General features: G+C 62.4%; 13 protein-coding genes. 11 read left to right on the plus strand and 2 right to left on the minus strand.

The annotated features are described in order from the left end of the window. The first annotated feature begins 2 nt into the window (after positions 1-2). The gene (locus ACSQ8R_RS07310) at positions 3-884 is read left to right on the plus strand and encodes an LpxI family protein (RefSeq protein WP_436252740.1); all 882 of its coding nucleotides are present in this window, start codon (positions 3-5) and stop codon (positions 882-884) included. After that, on the plus strand, positions 884-2,062 hold the full coding sequence (gene lpxB, locus ACSQ8R_RS07315; RefSeq protein ID WP_436252741.1) for a lipid-A-disaccharide synthase: 1,179 nt from the start codon (positions 884-886) through the stop codon (positions 2,060-2,062). Before ACSQ8R_RS07310 ends, lpxB begins: the two co-directional genes overlap by 1 nt. A gap of 29 nt (positions 2,063-2,091) precedes the next feature. On the opposite strand, the gene gltA is transcribed toward lpxB, so the two are convergent. Further along, positions 2,092-3,381 (minus strand): citrate synthase, encoded by a 1,290-nt coding sequence (gene gltA / locus ACSQ8R_RS07320; protein ID WP_436252742.1) that lies wholly within the window; start codon positions 3,379-3,381, stop codon positions 2,092-2,094. 287 nt (positions 3,382-3,668) lie between these two features. Between gltA and ACSQ8R_RS07325 the strand changes: the two genes are divergently transcribed. Continuing rightward, positions 3,669-6,191: a ComEC/Rec2 family competence protein gene (locus ACSQ8R_RS07325; RefSeq protein ID WP_436252743.1), complete on the plus strand. Its 2,523-nt coding sequence runs from the start codon at positions 3,669-3,671 to the stop codon at positions 6,189-6,191. Here the strand turns inward: ACSQ8R_RS07325 and lexA are convergent. Continuing rightward, entirely contained in the window at positions 6,172-6,891 is a 720-nt protein-coding gene (gene lexA / locus ACSQ8R_RS07330; protein WP_436252744.1) for a transcriptional repressor LexA, read from the minus strand. The genes ACSQ8R_RS07325 and lexA overlap by 20 nt on opposite strands. A 199-nt stretch (positions 6,892-7,090) precedes the next feature. Here lexA and ACSQ8R_RS07335 point away from each other — a divergent pair, with 199 nt between their 5' ends. From ACSQ8R_RS07335 to ACSQ8R_RS07370, 8 genes are all read left to right on the plus strand, one after another. Next, complete coding sequence (locus ACSQ8R_RS07335) at positions 7,091-7,963, plus strand: VOC family protein (RefSeq protein WP_436252745.1); 873 nt, start codon at positions 7,091-7,093, stop codon at positions 7,961-7,963. A 4-nt stretch (positions 7,964-7,967) separates the two neighbouring features. Further along, a complete protein-coding gene (gene kdsA / locus ACSQ8R_RS07340) occupies positions 7,968-8,816 on the plus strand; it encodes a 3-deoxy-8-phosphooctulonate synthase (protein ID WP_436252746.1) in 849 nt (282 codons plus the stop codon). A 110-nt stretch (positions 8,817-8,926) separates the two neighbouring features. After that, entirely contained in the window at positions 8,927-10,201 is a 1,275-nt protein-coding gene (gene eno / locus ACSQ8R_RS07345; protein ID WP_436252747.1) for a phosphopyruvate hydratase, read from the plus strand. Between the two features lie 239 nt (positions 10,202-10,440). Then, a complete protein-coding gene (locus ACSQ8R_RS07350; protein ID WP_436252748.1) occupies positions 10,441-10,758 on the plus strand; it encodes an FtsB family cell division protein in 318 nt (105 codons plus the stop codon). 193 nt (positions 10,759-10,951) lie between these two features. Beyond that, positions 10,952-12,022: a pyruvate dehydrogenase (acetyl-transferring) E1 component subunit alpha gene (pdhA, locus tag ACSQ8R_RS07355; protein WP_436252749.1), complete on the plus strand. Its 1,071-nt coding sequence runs from the start codon at positions 10,952-10,954 to the stop codon at positions 12,020-12,022. A gap of 18 nt (positions 12,023-12,040) precedes the next feature. After that, positions 12,041-13,432 (plus strand): pyruvate dehydrogenase complex E1 component subunit beta, encoded by a 1,392-nt coding sequence (locus tag ACSQ8R_RS07360; RefSeq protein WP_436252750.1) that lies wholly within the window; start codon positions 12,041-12,043, stop codon positions 13,430-13,432. Positions 13,433-13,447: 15 nt separating this feature from the next. Continuing rightward, positions 13,448-14,797: a pyruvate dehydrogenase complex dihydrolipoamide acetyltransferase gene (locus tag ACSQ8R_RS07365; RefSeq protein WP_436252751.1), complete on the plus strand. Its 1,350-nt coding sequence runs from the start codon at positions 13,448-13,450 to the stop codon at positions 14,795-14,797. 67 nt (positions 14,798-14,864) lie between these two features. After that, on the plus strand, positions 14,865-15,503 hold the full coding sequence (locus ACSQ8R_RS07370; RefSeq protein ID WP_436252752.1) for an SGNH/GDSL hydrolase family protein: 639 nt from the start codon (positions 14,865-14,867) through the stop codon (positions 15,501-15,503). Positions 15,504-15,569 lie beyond the last annotated feature (66 nt).

The following is a 15,569-nucleotide window of genomic DNA, read 5'->3' on the forward strand; positions in this document are numbered from 1 at the left end:
ACATGGCCGGCCTCCCGAGCCTTGCGCCGAAGGGCCGGCTGGCGATCATTGCCGGGAAGGGGTTCCTGCCCCTCTATGTGGCGAAAGCCGCCCGGGCGGCTGGCGAAGCACCTCTCATCGTAGCGCTCGCAAATGAATCCGATCAGAGCTTCGATGGTTTCGAAGCGGTCTCCGTTGGTGTCGGCGATCTTTCGACGATCGAGCGCCTGTTTCGTGAAAAGGGCATCACCCGCGTTATCCTGTCGGGCGGCGTGGCGCGCAGGCCCGACTGGCGCGACATTCATCCGACCTTCCGTACGATCCTGAAAGTCCCCTCGGTTGTCCGCACGCTTCTTTCCGGCGGCGACGACTCGGTGCTCCAGATGGTGATCAAGCTGATCGAGGCGATGGGCTGCGAGGTGCTGGGCGCCCACGAGATCGTGCCCGGCCTGCTTGCCAAGACCGGACCGCTCGGCGCCCATGCGCCGTCCGACGATGACCGTCGCGACATCGACCGGGCGTCCGAAGCCGCCAAGCGTCTCGGCGAACTCGACATCGGCCAGGGCGCGGTCAGTGTCGGCGGACGTGTCGTGGCTTTGGAAGGGGTCGAGGGCACGGACCGGATGCTGGAACGGGTGACGGCATTGCGCGCCGAGGGCCGCATCTCCGCCCGCCGCAAAGGTGTGCTCGTCAAGCTTTGCAAACCGCAGCAGGATATGCGCGCCGACCTGCCGACGATCGGGCCATCGACCATCGAGAATGCCATCAAAGCCGGCCTTGCCGGCATTGCCGTGGAGGCGGGACGCGCCTTGGTGCTGGAAGAAGCGAAGATGATTGCCGCGGCCGATGCTGCCGGCATTTTTGTCTGCGGCATCGATCCCGGCCTGCCGCAAGGAGGATTGTGATGGTCAAGACGTTGAAGGTCGGCGTCATCGCCGGCGAAGTCTCCGGCGATCTCCTCGGCGGCGATCTGATCGCGGCCCTGAAGGCAGCCCAAGACGGTCCGGTAGAACTCGTCGGCGTCGGCGGCGAAAGTTTGGAGGCTCAGGGCCTCACTTCGCTCTTCGATTTTTCCGAACTGTCGATCATGGGGCTGACCCAGGTGATCGCCCGCCTGCCGAACCTGATCAAGCGCATAAACCAGACGGCGGCCGCCATCATTGCCGCCAAACCTGACGTGCTGATCATCATCGACAGCCCCGATTTCACCCATCGCGTCGCCAGGAAAGTGCGCGCCGCTTTGCCGGACCTGCCGATCGTCGATTATGTCTGCCCGAGCGTCTGGGCCTGGAAGGAATATCGCGCCAAGGCGATGCTTGCCTATGTCGATCATGTCCTGGCCGTGCTGCCGTTCGAGCCTGAGGCCATGAAGCGTCTCGGCGGGCCGGAAACCACATTCGTCGGTCACAGGCTGACGGCCGATCCGTCGCTCCTCAAGGTCCGCGGCATCCGCGCCGGGCGCCCGGTCAAGGAACCGGGGGAGGAAAAGACGATCATGCTTCTGCCGGGTTCCCGTTCGGCGGAGATCAGGGCGCTGCTGCCGGTCTTCGGCGAGGCAGCTCGCGAGTTCGTTTCGCGCAACGGGCCGACCCGCTTCGTGCTGCCGACCGTTCCCCGCCAGGAAAAGCTGGTGCGCGAGATCGCCGCCGGCTTTGAGACAAAGCCGGAGATCACCGTCAGTTCGGATGGCAAATGGGCAGCCTTCACCGAAGCCGATGCAGCGCTTGCGGCCTCGGGCACGGTGATCCTCGAGCTCGGCCTTGCCGGAATTCCGGTCGTCTCGGCCTACAAGACCGACTGGCTGATCACCATGCTCGCCAAGCGGATCAAGACCTGGTCCGGCGCGCTGCCGAACCTGATCGCCGATTATGCGGTCGTGCCCGAATACGTCAACGACGTGGTGCGTCCGGCAAGTCTTTGCCGCTGGGCGGAACGCCTCTCCTCCGACACCTTGCAGCGTCGCGCCATGATCGAAGGTTTCGATCTCACCTGGGAGAGGCTGCAGGTGCCCGTGCCACCCGGCGAGGCCGCCGCCGGCATCGTTCTCCAGGTTCTGGACACTAAAAAACCCGGCCATCTCTGACCGGGTTTTTTGTTGGGTTCGGCGTTCGATTAACGCTTGGAAACCGGAACGTAGTCGCGCTGCGCTTCGCCGGTATAGAGCTGACGCGGGCGGCCGATGCGCTGCTGCGGATCTTCGATCATTTCGGCCCACTGGGCGATCCAGCCGACGGTGCGGGCGAGAGCGAAGAGCACGGTGAACATGGTGGTGGGGAAGCCCATCGCCTTCAGCGTGATGCCCGAATAGAAGTCGATGTTCGGGTAGAGCTTCTTCTCGATGAAATACTCGTCGGTGAGCGCGATGCGCTCGAGTTCCATCGCCACCTGCAGGAGCGGATCGTCCTTGTGGCCGAGTTCGCCGAGCACTTCATGCGTGGTCTTCTGCATGATCTTGGCGCGCGGATCGTAGTTCTTGTAGACGCGATGACCGAAGCCCATCAGGCGGAACGGATCGTTCTTGTCCTTGGCGCGGGCAATGTATTCCGGGATCTTGTCGACCGAGCCGATTTCCGTCAGCATGTTGAGCGCCGCTTCATTGGCGCCGCCGTGGGCCGGGCCCCAGAGGCAGGCAATGCCGGCCGCGATGCAGGCGAACGGGTTGGCGCCCGAGGAACCGGCGAGGCGGACCGTCGAGGTCGAAGCGTTCTGCTCGTGGTCGGCATGCAGGATGAAGATGCGGTCCATGGCGCGCGACAGCACCGGGTTGACCACATACTCTTCGCACGGAACGGCAAAGCACATGCGCAGGAAGTTCGACGCATAGTCCAGGTTGTTCTGCGGATAAACGAAGGGCTGGCCGATGTGGTACTTATAGGCCATCGCGGCAAGCGTCGGCATCTTGGCGATCATGCGCAGCGAAGCGACCATGCGCTGGTGCGGATCGGTGATGTCGGTCGAGTCGTGATAGAAGGCGGACAGCGCCCCGACGCAGCCGCACATGACGGCCATCGGATGGGCGTCGCGGCGGAAGCCGGTGAAGAAGCGGCTCATCTGCTCATGCACCATCGTGTGATGGGTCACGCGATAGTCGAAGTCCTTCTTCTGGGCTGCGGTCGGCAGTTCCCCGTAAAGCAGCAGGTAGCAGGTTTCCAGGAAGTCGCCATGCTCGGCAAGCTGCTCGATCGGATAACCGCGATGCAGCAGGATGCCCGCGTCGCCGTCGATATAGGTGATCTTGGATTCGCAAGACGCCGTCGAGGTGAAGCCCGGGTCGTAGGTGAAGGTGCCGGTGTGTTTGTAGAGAGCGCCGATATCGACCACGTCAGGACCGATGGTGCCCGACTTGACCGGCAGATCGACTTTTTTGTCACCGATTACCAGATTTGCGCTTGTATCCGTCATGCTGATCCTCCAACCTTTTGGCGGCATGGCGCCCTAAAAGCGCCACAAGAATTAAGCGTCCACAGTTTAGCTATATGATCCGAAAGCTGATGCCAAGCTGTCGTGACGGCATTTTGTGCAGCGCGAAAAAATATTGGGCAGCGGCTTTTGCTTGGATGTCCAACTTCCTGTTGCAGGCCTTTTTCGTACCTCGGAATTCCCGATATTTAACCGTCGGTTGACGGCAGGAGAGGAAGCGCGCAGGTTGCATTGCCGCATGTTTGGCGGTGGGGCGAATAGAGCGTTTCATGCCGGAGGAAAATGCATTTCCGACGCGTGCCGAGGCAGGGAAGCTGATATCCCGGCCCCTGGATCCCCGCATAAACGGAGGTGCATCCGACTCGGTTCAGGTCCGGGATCTGGCCGAGCTTTTTCCCGCAATCGAGCGCAGCCCACCGGTCCATACGTCAGGCAGGTCCTTTCGCCGCTCGGCAATCCGACGGCTTGACCGGCTGAGGCGCGGCCTCCCGGGCATGCTGGAGGAGGAGGCGGTTTATGGCCATGGTTTCCTTTTTCTACCCGTTATCATCGGGGCAGGGGCTGCCTGCTGGTTCGCGCTGCCGCAGACCCCGGCTTTCTGGCCGTATTTTCTCCTCTTTTGCGTCTGCGCGATATTTGTGATCGCCTCACGCTACCGGTCCGGTGCCACGCACCTGTTGCCCCTTGCTTTCGTGCTCTTTCTCGGAGGCATGATGCTGGCGCAGTTCGAGACCTCGAGGCGGTCCACCGTCATTCTCGATACGCCGGTGACCACCGAGCTTGCCGGCGTGGTCGAGCGCAGGGAGATCGACGCCCAGGGCCGCTGGCGTTATATCGTCCGCATCGAGCGGACCTCCAATCCGGAGGTCAGGCGCCCACCGCAGCGTGTATCTCTGCTTTCAAGGTCCCGCCACGAGCCGGCCAAAACCGGCGAGACAATCGGCGGCCGCGCCCGCATTTCACCCCCGTCGGGACCCGCCCTGCCGGGCCTCAACGACTTTGCCTTCTCGTCCTATTTCGACGGCATCGGCGCGGTTGGATTTTTCTATGGAGCGCCGAAGACGCAGGCTGCCGCCCCTTCACCCCGGGGCTGGATTGCGGACGTCGAAACCCGACTTTTCGATCTGCGCAGCGCAATCGCAACCCGTATCCGCGAGACCGTGCCCGGAGATCCCGGCGCCTTTGCCGCGGCGATCGTCACGGACGAACGCCGGGCGATTTCCGAAGACACCACCGAGGCGCTGCGACTGTCGGGCCTCGCCCATATCGTCGCCATTTCCGGGTTGAACATGGCGCTCGCCGCCGGCATCTTTTTTGTCGGCGTACGCACCGTGCTTTCCGTCTTCACAGGCTTCGCCCAGGCCTATCCGGTCAAGAAGATCGCCGCACTCGGCGCCCTGACGATGGCGACGGCCTACTACCTGATCTCCGGTTTCGGCGTTTCGGCGGAGCGGGCCTATATCATGATGGCGATCATGCTGGTCGCGGTGCTCTTCGATCGGCCATCAATCAGCCTGCGCAATGTCGCGCTGTCGGCCCTGGTCATCATCGCCATGTCGCCCTCGGAAATCCTGGGCCCGAGTTTCCAGATGTCGTTTGCCGCCACCGCGGCCCTGGTCGCCGGCTACGCCCTCTGGAAACACAGGGCGGAAGGCCGCGATCCCGAACCTTTGCCGTTCCGTCACCCTGTGGTGACGCCCGTGCTGGCATCCTGGAATTTTGCGGCCGGCGTCTTCGTGACATCGCTGATCGGCGGCATCTCGACAGCAATGTTCTCGGTCGAGCATTTCCACCGTATCGCCGCCTACGGCCTAGCCGCGAACCTCGCCGCCATGCCGATCATCTCCTTCGTGGTCATGCCCGCCGGGCTGGCCGGCATGCTGCTGATGCCGTTCGGCCTCGATGCTCCCTTCATGAAGCTCATGGGCCTCGGCCTGGAATGGGTGATCGCCATCGCCAAGCACATCGCCGCCTGGGGCGGCGATGTCGGCACAGGGCGCCAGCATCCCTGGTTCCTGACCGTCTCGACCGCAGGTTTTCTGCTGCTGACGCTGTTAAGGACGAGACTGAGACTGATCGGCCTGCCGCTGATGGTGACCGCCCTGGTGCTTTCCTGGCATGAGCGGTCGATGCCCCTGCCGGATATACTGATCTCGGAAGACGGGACCACGGTCGCCCTTTTAGACGGGGAGAGGGTCGCCATCAATCGCGCCCGCCCGCCCGACTTCATCTACGACCAATGGAAGAGGGCTCTTTTGCTCGGCGATCCCGTCAAGCCTGAAATGTCGCCATCCAGGGACAAGCCGCCCGACGACAAACCGCTCGGCGACAAGCCTCCCGGCGAGAAAACAAACGAGCGGCGCGAACTGACCCCACCGGAACTCGAAACGGCAAGGTCGCAAATGAAACGAGCGCCTGCCGGCCGCTTCACCTGTCAACAGAAAGCCTGGTGCGCGGCACGCACGGGCAAGGGAATTGTTGTCGCTATCGAGGACGGCCGTTATGCCGGTGCCGCCTGCGACGCCGCCACTCTTGTCATAGCTCCGCGTGCCCGCTTCGACCAATGCCGGTCCGGCGCGCTGATGATCAATGGCGCCACGCTTCGCAAGGCGGGTGCCCTGGAGATTTCCCTCAACGAGGCGGCCGATATACGGCGCTGGAAGGTCCGTGCCGCCATGGAGGGCGAGGACCGCCCCTGGAGCCGGCACCGCCACTATGATTGGCGAAGCCAGGGGTTCGATAGGTCATTGCCGGAACCGCTCCGGCAGCTGATCAATGATACCGGCGGATGAGGCCGACGAGCTTGCCCTGGATCTTCACCCGGTCCGGCCCGAAAATCCGGGTTTCGTAGGCGGGGTTGGCGGCTTCGAGCGCGATCGAAGCGCCGCGGCGACGGAAGCGCTTCAGCGTCGCTTCCTCGTCGTCCACCAGCGCCACGACGATATCGCCCGGATTGGCCGTATTGCTGTTGCGGATGATCACGGTATCTCCGTCGAGAATGCCAGCCTCGATCATCGAATCGCCCTTGACTTCGAGAGCGTAATGTTCGCCGGAACCGAGCATTTCGGCCGGCACGGCGATGTCATGCGTATTGTTCTGGATCGCCGAGATCGGCACGCCGGCAGCGATGCGGCCCATGACCGGAACGGTGGTGGCGTTCGATACGTCGTCGTTGGCGGCCGGCTTCTGAGGTGCCGCGACGGGCTGCGGCTTGCCGAGGCTGCCCTCGATGACGCTCGGCGAGAAGCCGCGGCGGGGCTGGATGCTGGGCGAATAGGCTTCCGGCAGCTTGATGACTTCGAGCGCGCGGGCCCGGTTCGGTAGGCGGCGGATGAAGCCGCGTTCCTCGAGGGCCGTGATCAGCCGGTGGATGCCGGACTTGGACGCGAGGTCGAGAGCGTCCTTCATTTCGTCGAATGACGGCGGGACGCCGGATTCCTTCATGCGTTCGTGAATGAACAGAAGCAATTCCTGTTGTTTGCGCGTGAGCATCTTTTGGCACCCTCAGAGTCGGAAACAAATCCAGAACGGACACTATATGTTCCATATGTGTTCCGCAAGCCCCTAAAATTATGTGAAGTATGACGATTTTTCTTCATAGATGCGTGCCAGATATCTCGTGTCACACCACTTGCGCGGCGCGAGCCCGCTGCCAAAGTAGCTTTGCGATTCCAATTCCGGGGGCCCTCGCGTGAACGCAAGACCAATCGATCATCTCGTGCTGCCGGTGGCGGGACTTGCCGCTGCGCGTTCTCGGCTCACGAAGCTTGGTTTTACAGTTGCGCCCGACGCTTTTCATCCTTTCGGCACAGCCAATGCTTGCGTGTTCTTCTCGGATGGCAGCTATCTGGAGCCGCTGGCGCTTGCCAATCGCCGCCATGCAAGCGCTGCCGCCAAACGCGGTAACGTTTTTACCGCCCGCGATCTGGCCTTCCGCAAGGGGCGCGACAGGCAGGGGCTCTCCGCGCTCGTCATCGCCACGGGTGACGCGATGGCCGATCACGCGCGTTTCAAGATGCGTGGCATCTCGGCAGGCGACGTGCTTGAATTTTCCCGCGGCATGACCCTGGCCGACGGTTCCGAAACGCAGGCGAGCTTCCGGCTGGCTTTTGCGGGTGATGACCGCGCGCCGGATTTCCTGATGTTTTCGTGCCAGCGGATCAATCCCCTGCCGGCCGATCGCGACGAACTGGAGCGCCATTCCAACGCCGTCACGGGGCTGAGCGAGGTCATCCTGTCGGCATCGGCACCCTCCGATTTCGCCCCCCTGGCGGAGCAGGTGCTGCTGACCAAGGCCAAGCCGGAGGCGGCGTCGATCGAACTTGCCGCGGCCAATGCCCGCATCCGCATCCTGCAGGATCAGCAGCTCGAAGCGGAATTCGCCCTGCCGTCGATGCCGGGTGGCGAGGGGCTGCGCGGCCGGGTGATCATCTTCAAGACGACGGATCTTGCCGTGACAGAGATCACCCTTGCTGCTAATGACGTCGCATTCGTCCGCCGGGAGGGCCGTGTTCTCGTCTCGGCGGCGCCCGGCCAGGGTGTTTTGTTCGGCTTCGAGGAATAGGTTCATGGACGTTACCGCAAATTCCAGCGTCTCCGTAGGCGAAGGAGACGGCAAGGTGGTTTTCGCGCAGGACGCAAAACTGTCGCTGATCGCCGGCCCCTGCCAGATGGAGAGCCGCGACCACGCCTTCATGATGGCGGGCGAGCTGAAGGAACTCTGCGGCAAGCTCGGCATCGGCCTCGTCTACAAGTCCTCCTACGACAAGGCCAACCGCACGTCGATTTCAGGCAAGCGCGGCATCGGGCTCGAAACCGCCATGGAAATCTTCGCCGACCTTAAGAAGGAATTCGGCTTTCCGGTCTTGACCGACATTCACACGGAGGAGCAGTGCGCAGTCGTCGCCGAGACGGTCGATATCCTGCAGATACCGGCCTTCCTCTCCCGCCAGACGGACCTGCTTGTCGCAGCCGCCAGGACGGGCCGTGTCATCAACGTCAAGAAGGGCCAGTTCCTGGCGCCCTGGGACATGAAGAACGTCCTTGCCAAATTCACACAGAGCGGCAATCCGAACGTGCTGCTCTGCGAGCGCGGTGCTTCCTTCGGCTACAACACGCTCGTCTCCGACATGCGCTCGCTGCCGATCATGGCGTCGCTGGGCGCCCCGGTGATTTTCGATGCGACGCATTCGGTGCAGCAACCGGGCGGGCAGGGCGCTTCCACCGGCGGCGACCGCACCATGGTGCCGGTGCTGGCTCGCGCAGCCGTCGCGGTCGGTGTCGCCGGCGTCTTTCTGGAAACCCACCAGGACCCGGACAACGCGCCCTCGGACGGCCCCAACATGGTCTATCTGAAGGACATGCCGCGGCTCCTCGAAAAGCTGCTCGCCCTCGATGCTGTCGCCAAGGCGGCTTGAGCCCGCTCACTAAAAGCGCGCAACCTGCCTCGATTGTAATTTTCGTGTCATTGATTATGAGACATTTTCAGTGACCTCGTGACGTCAAGTCCAAACCCAGGGAGAGACCCTTGACCGCCATCACCGATATCATCGCCCGCGAAATCCTCGACAGCCGCGGCAATCCGACCGTTGAGGTGGATGTCTATCTGGAAGACGGTTCGATGGGCCGCGCGGCCGTTCCGTCGGGCGCCTCCACCGGCGCTCATGAAGCCGTCGAACTGCGTGACGGCGGCAAGCGCTATCACGGCAAGGGCGTCGAAAAGGCGGTCGAGGCCGTCAACACCGAGATCTTCGATGCGATCGGCGGTTTCGATGCCGAAAGCCAGATCCATATCGACAAGACGATGATCGCCCTCGACGGCACCCCGAACAAGTCGCGGCTCGGCGCCAACGCCATCCTCGGCGTCTCGCTCGCCGTCGCCAAGGCGGCCGCCGAAACCTCCGGCCTGCCGCTCTACCGTTATATCGGCGGCCCGAACGCCCATGTCCTGCCGGTTCCGATGATGAACATCATCAACGGCGGCGCCCATGCCGACAATCCGATCGACTTCCAGGAATTCATGGTCATGCCGGTCGGCGCCGACACGCTGAAGGACGCCGTGCGCATGGGCTCGGAAATCTTCCACGTCCTCAAGAAGGAACTGGCAGCCCAGGGCCATAACACCAATGTCGGCGACGAAGGCGGTTTCGCACCGGGCCTCAAGAGCGCGCCGGAAGCCCTCGACTTCATCATGAAGTCGGTCGAGAAGGCCGGCTACAAGCCGGGCGACGACGTGTGCCTGGCACTCGACTGCGCCTCGACCGAATTCTTCAAGAACGGCAAGTACGAGATGGAAGGCGAGGGCCGCACGCTCGAGCCGGAAGCCATGGCCGATTACCTGGCCGAACTCGCAGCCAAATACCCGATCATCTCGATCGAAGACGGCATGGCCGAAGACGATTGGGCCGGCTGGAAGTACCTGACCGACAAGATCGGCGCCAAGGTTCAGCTCGTCGGCGACGACCTGTTCGTCACCAACTCGGCCCGCCTGCGCGACGGCATCAGACAAGGCGTCGCCAACTCCATCCTCGTCAAGGTCAACCAGATCGGTTCGCTGTCGGAAACGCTGGACGCCGTCGAGACCGCTCACAAGGCGAGCTACACGGCCGTCATGTCGCACCGCTCGGGTGAAACGGAAGATTCGACCATCGCCGATCTCGCTGTCGCCACCAATTGCGGACAGATCAAGACCGGCTCGCTGTCGCGTTCCGACCGGCTTGCCAAATACAACCAGCTCATCCGCATCGAGGAGATGCTGGGTCCGCAGGCCTTCTATGCCGGCCGCGGCATCCTGAAGGGTTAAGGACTGTTTGGCGAAGCCAACGAAACGATCCAGTGAATCGTTTCGAGGGACGTACGCCCTGAGCCCAAGCGAAGGGCCAGCAAATTATTGCATCACAATTCCAAAGCCCGCGCCGAAAGACGCGGGCTTTTTTCGGACTCGATTCTGGTCAACGATTGCTTAAGCAAGTTCTGCGAATTTGAAGCTCTGTTTCGGGTCTGATTTGAGATCCCGTAAGCGTGACAAGGCGTTAGAGCGGCATGTGGACAAAGCATCATAAGAAAAGAAAATTCGGCCGTTTTGTCCTTCCCGCCATTACAGTCGCGTTCCTGTCCTACTTCGGCTATCATTCCATCCACGGCGATCTCGGCCTGATCGCCACGGAGGAATTCGAACGCCAGCGGCAGGCGCGGGCAGGGGAGTTGGCCAAGCTGACCGCAAAGCGCGAAACGCTGGAGCGGCAGGTTCAGCTGCTGAGCGACGGTTCGCTCGACAAGGACATGCTGGACGAGATCGCCCGCTATCAGCTGAATGTCTCGCGCGGCGATGAAATCGTCATCTTCAACAACTACTTCTAAATTAACCGAAATTAGGTTAATTTCACATTTCTGTAACCTTTTCATCGTGTTACACGGAATGTGAGCCATGCGTTTATGGCATTGCTGGGGCAGCTTTTCTTGCCTATGGTACGCCCCGAAACCAGAGTGGGAATCTGGCGTCACACGTCAGGGTAAAATCTCGCTTCAACGCAGAACTCAAAGGGAGGGATGAATGGCGCCGACCAAGACCGCGTCTGTATCCGGCCGCAAGCCAGCGGCAAAGTCTGCAACCAAATCAGCCTCGAAATCCTCCGCCAAGGAGTTTACCGGCAAGAACACCCCGGATTTCGGAAAGGATCAGGATCTTCACGCCTATCGTGAGATGCTGCTGATCCGCCGTTTCGAGGAAAAGGCCGGCCAGCTCTACGGCATGGGCTTCATCGGCGGTTTCTGTCACCTCTATATCGGCCAGGAAGCTGTCGTCGTCGGCATGCAGATGGCGCAGCAGGAGGGTGATCAGGTTATCACCGCCTATCGCGACCATGGGCATATGCTGGCAACCGGCATGAGCGCGCGTGGCGTCATGGCGGAACTCACAGGACGCAAGGGTGGCTATTCCCGAGGGAAGGGCGGCTCGATGCACATGTTCTCCAAGGAGAAGCATTTCTACGGCGGCCACGGCATCGTCGGCGCCCAGGTTTCGCTCGGAACCGGTCTCGCCTTCGCCAACAGGTATCGCGGGAATGGCAGTGTGTCAGTTGCCTATTTCGGCGATGGTGCGGCCAACCAGGGCCAGGTCTACGAGAGCTTCAACATGGCTGCCCTCTGGAAGCTGCCGATCGTCTATATCGTCGAAAACAACCGTTATGCGATGGGCACCTCGACGGCCCGTGCGACAGCGCAGTCGAACTATTCGCTGCGTGGCGCCAGTTTCGGCATCCCCGGCATCCAGGTCGATGGGATGGACGTTCGCGCCGTGAAAGCCGCCGGCGACGAGGCGCTCGAGCACTGCCGTTCCGGCCAGGGCCCGATCATTCTCGAAATGCTCACCTACCGTTATCGCGGTCACTCCATGTCCGACCCGGCGAAATATCGCTCCAAGGACGAAGTGCAGAAGATGCGCTCAGAGCACGACCCGATCGAGCAGGTGCGCCTGCGCCTCCTCGAAAAGGGCTGGGCCACCGAGGACGAGCTGAAGGCGATCGACAAGGACATCCGCGACGTCGTTTCGGATAGCGCCGATTTCGCCCAGGCCGATCCGGAGCCGGATCCGTCCGAGCTCTACACCGACATTCTGCTCTGATCGCGGGGAGGGAACCCAATGCCAATCGATATCCTGATGCCCGCCCTTTCTCCGACCATGGAGGAAGGCACGCTTTCCAAATGGCTGAAGAAGGAAGGTGACAAGGTCACCTCCGGCGACGTGATCGCCGAAATCGAGACCGACAAGGCGACTATGGAAGTGGAAGCCGTCGACGAAGGCGTGATCGGCAAGCTGCTGATCGCCGCCGGCACCGAAAACGTCAAGGTCAACACCAAGATCGCCGTGCTCCTCGCCGATGGTGAGAGTGCGGACGCGATCGGCTCCGAAAAGCCCGCCGAGGCTCCGAAGCCTGCCCCGCAGGTCGAGCAGGAAGAAAAGCCGACCGCAACCGGTTCGGCTTCCGCGCCGGTCCCGGCCCAGCCGATTGCCTCCGTCGCTGCCGACCCGGATATTCCGGCCGGCACCGAGATGGTCATGACCACGGTTCGCGAAGCGCTTCGCGATGCGATGGCCGAAGAAATGCGCCGCGACGAAGACGTCTTCGTCATGGGTGAGGAAGTCGCTGAATACCAGGGCGCCTACAAGATCACGCAAGGGTTGCTGCAGGAATTCGGACCGCGCCGGGTGGTCGATACGCCGATCACCGAACACGGCTTTGCCGGCGTCGGCGTCGGCGCCGCGATGGCGGGCCTGAAGCCGATCGTCGAGTTCATGACCTTCAACTTCGCCATGCAGGCGATCGACCAGATCATCAACTCGGCCGCCAAGACGCTTTACATGTCCGGCGGCCAGATGGGTGCGCCGATCGTGTTCCGCGGCCCGAACGGTGCCGCCGCCCGCGTCGGCGCGCAGCACAGCCAGGACTACGCGACCTGGTACAGCCAGATCCCGGGCCTCAAGGTCGTCATGCCCTACACGGCTGCCGACGCCAAGGGCCTGCTGAAGGCCGCCATCCGCGACCCGAACCCGGTAGTCTTCCTGGAAAACGAAATCCTCTACGGCCACCAGTTCGAAGTGCCCAAGCTCGACGATTTCGTCCTGCCGATCGGCAAGGCGCGCATCCATCGCAAGGGCAACGACGCCACCATCGTTTCTTTCGGCATCGGCATGACCTACGCCACCAAGGCGGTCGCCGAGCTGGAAAAGGAAGGCATCGACGTCGAGCTGATCGATCTTCGCACGCTGCGCCCGATGGACCTGCCGACCGTCATCGAGTCGGTCAAGAAGACCGGTCGCCTCGTCACGGTCGAGGAGGGTTATCCGCAGAACTCGATCGGTACCGAAATCGCCACCCGCGTGATGCAGCAGGCCTTCGATTATCTCGATGCGCCGATCCTGACGATCGCCGGCAAGGACGTGCCGATGCCTTATGCGGCCAATCTCGAAAAGCTGGCGCTGCCGAATGTCGGCGAAGTCGTCCAGGCGGTGAAAACCGTCTGCTACAAATAAGGGGAGGATGTTTCGATGCCGATCAACATCACCATGCCTGCCCTGTCACCGACCATGGAAGAGGGCAATCTTTCCAAGTGGCTGGTCAAGGAAGGCGACAAGGTCAAGTCCGGCGACGTGCTCGCCGAGATCGAGACCGACAAGGCGACCATGGAAGTCGAATCCGTCGATGAGGGCACCGTTGCCAAGCTCGTCGTTGCGGCCGGCACCGAAGGCGTCAAGGTCAACGCGCTGATCGCCATCCTCGCCGCCGATGGCGAGGATGTCTCGGCTGCCGCCGCTGGCGGTGGTTCTGCGCCGAAGGCTGAAGCCGCTCCTGCCAAGGTGGAGGCTCCGAAGGCTGCTGAAGCCGCTCCGGCGCCTGCTGCCGCTGCCGCTGCACCTGCTCCGGCTGCCGCCGCTGCAGCATCTTCGGGCGGTGCGAAAACCTTCTCGTCTCCGCTCGCCCGTCGCCTTGCCAGGGAAGCAGGCCTCGACATCTCCGCCGTTTCGGGCTCCGGCCCGCATGGCCGTGTCGTGAAGGCCGATATCGAGAAGGCTGTGTCTTCCGGCGGCGCCAAGGCTGCCGCCGCTCCGCAGGCCGCATCCGCCGCGGCTCCGGCCCTTGCCAAGGGTCCGGCGGACGATACGGTCCTGAAGCTCTTCCCCGAGGGCTCCTACGAGCTTCTGCCGCATGACGGCATGCGCAAGACGATCGCCTCGCGCCTCACCGAGTCGAGCCAGACGGTTCCGTCCTACTTCGTCTCGATGGATTGCGAGCTCGACGCGCTGATGAAGCTGCGCGCCGAGATCAACAAGTCATCGCCGATGAAGAAGACCGACAAGGGCGAAGTTCCCGCCTTCAAGCTGTCGGTCAACGACTTCATCATCAAGGCGATGGCGCTCGCTCTGCGCGATGTCCCGATGGCAAATGCTTCCTGGACCTCGACGGCACGCGTGCTGCACAAGCATGCGGACGTCGGCGTGGCGGTGTCGATCCCTGACGGACTGATCACCCCGATCGTCCGCAAGGCTGAAACCAAGACGTTGTCCGCCATCTCCAACGAGGTGAAGGATCTCGCCAGGCGAGCCCGCGACAAGAAGCTGAAGCCGGAAGAATACCAGGGCGGCACGACATCCGTGTCCAACCTCGGCATGTTCGGCGTCTCCAACTTTACCTCGATCGTCAATCTTCCGCAGGCCTCGATCGTCTCGATCGGCGCAGGCGTCGAGAAGCCGGTGGTGAAGAACGGCGAGATCAAGGTGGGCACGGTCATGACCGCAACCTTCGCCTTCGACCACCGCGTCATCGACGGCGCGCTCGGTGCGGAACTCGCGTCCGCCTTCAAGCGCTACATCGAAAACCCGATGGCGATGCTGGTATAGCACGGTCTTTCCCTCCCCCTTGCGGGGAGGGTGTCCGCGGAGCGGGAGGGGAATTGGAGATGCGTGCATGAAAACCGTTCTCTGCTACGGCGATTCACTGACCTGGGGCACGGATGCCGCGACCGGCGGTCGCCATGCCTTCGAGGATCGATGGCCGAGCGTGCTTCAGGCGGCGCTCGGATCGTCGGTCAACGTGGTTGCTGAAGGTCTCGGCGGCCGTACCACGGCCTATGACGACAATCTTGCAGATTGTGACCGCAACGGCGCGCGGCTGCTGCCGACCGTCCTTCATAGCCATGGTCCGCTCGAGCTGGTGATCATCATGCTCGGCACCAACGACCTGAAGCCGATCATCCACGGCACGGCGATCGGCGCCCGGGCAGGCATGAAAAAGCTGGTCAGCCTCGTTCGCTTCCACGATTGGGGGCGCGAATGCGAGGCGCCGGAAATTCTCATCGTCTCGCCGCCGCCGCTCTGCGAGACCGCAAATCCGCTGACCGGCGCGTTGTACAAGGGCGTCATCGAGCAGTCGACAATGCTCGCTTCGCTTTATCGGGATCTCGCCGATGAGATGGGTTGCGGCTTCTTCGATGCGGGCTCGGTCGCCGAGACGACGCCGATCGATGGCGTGCATCTCAGCGCGGACAATACCCGTGCCGTCGGACGGGGCCTCGAACCCATCGCGCGAATGATGCTGGGGCTATGATGAGTGCGAGGCGGTTGACCAGGGTCAAGGAGTAGCGGGAAGGGGTGGGGTCTACCTCTCCATGTC

It is taken from the genome of Neorhizobium sp. LjRoot104 (assembly GCF_964253725.1).
GTDB lineage: Bacteria > Pseudomonadota > Alphaproteobacteria > Rhizobiales > Rhizobiaceae > Neorhizobium.

Bases quoted from the DNA above. Each gene is read 5' to 3' on its own strand.
- pdhA (WP_436252749.1), top strand. From the start codon at position 10,952: ATGGCGCCGACCAAGACCGCGTCTGTATCCGGCCGCAAGCCAGCGGCA.
- lexA (WP_436252744.1), bottom strand. From the start codon at position 6,891: ATGCTCACGCGCAAACAACAGGAATTGCTTCTGTTCATTCACGAACGC.
- ACSQ8R_RS07350 (WP_436252748.1), top strand. From the start codon at position 10,441: ATGTGGACAAAGCATCATAAGAAAAGAAAATTCGGCCGTTTTGTCCTT.
- kdsA (WP_436252746.1), top strand. From the start codon at position 7,968: ATGGACGTTACCGCAAATTCCAGCGTCTCCGTAGGCGAAGGAGACGGC.
- lpxB (WP_436252741.1), top strand. From the start codon at position 884: ATGGTCAAGACGTTGAAGGTCGGCGTCATCGCCGGCGAAGTCTCCGGC.
- ACSQ8R_RS07310 (WP_436252740.1), top strand. From the start codon at position 3: ATGGCCGGCCTCCCGAGCCTTGCGCCGAAGGGCCGGCTGGCGATCATT.
- ACSQ8R_RS07360 (WP_436252750.1), top strand. From the start codon at position 12,041: ATGCCAATCGATATCCTGATGCCCGCCCTTTCTCCGACCATGGAGGAA.
- ACSQ8R_RS07365 (WP_436252751.1), top strand. From the start codon at position 13,448: ATGCCGATCAACATCACCATGCCTGCCCTGTCACCGACCATGGAAGAG.
- gltA (WP_436252742.1), bottom strand. From the start codon at position 3,381: ATGACGGATACAAGCGCAAATCTGGTAATCGGTGACAAAAAAGTCGAT.
- ACSQ8R_RS07325 (WP_436252743.1), top strand. From the start codon at position 3,669: ATGCCGGAGGAAAATGCATTTCCGACGCGTGCCGAGGCAGGGAAGCTG.
- ACSQ8R_RS07370 (WP_436252752.1), top strand. From the start codon at position 14,865: ATGAAAACCGTTCTCTGCTACGGCGATTCACTGACCTGGGGCACGGAT.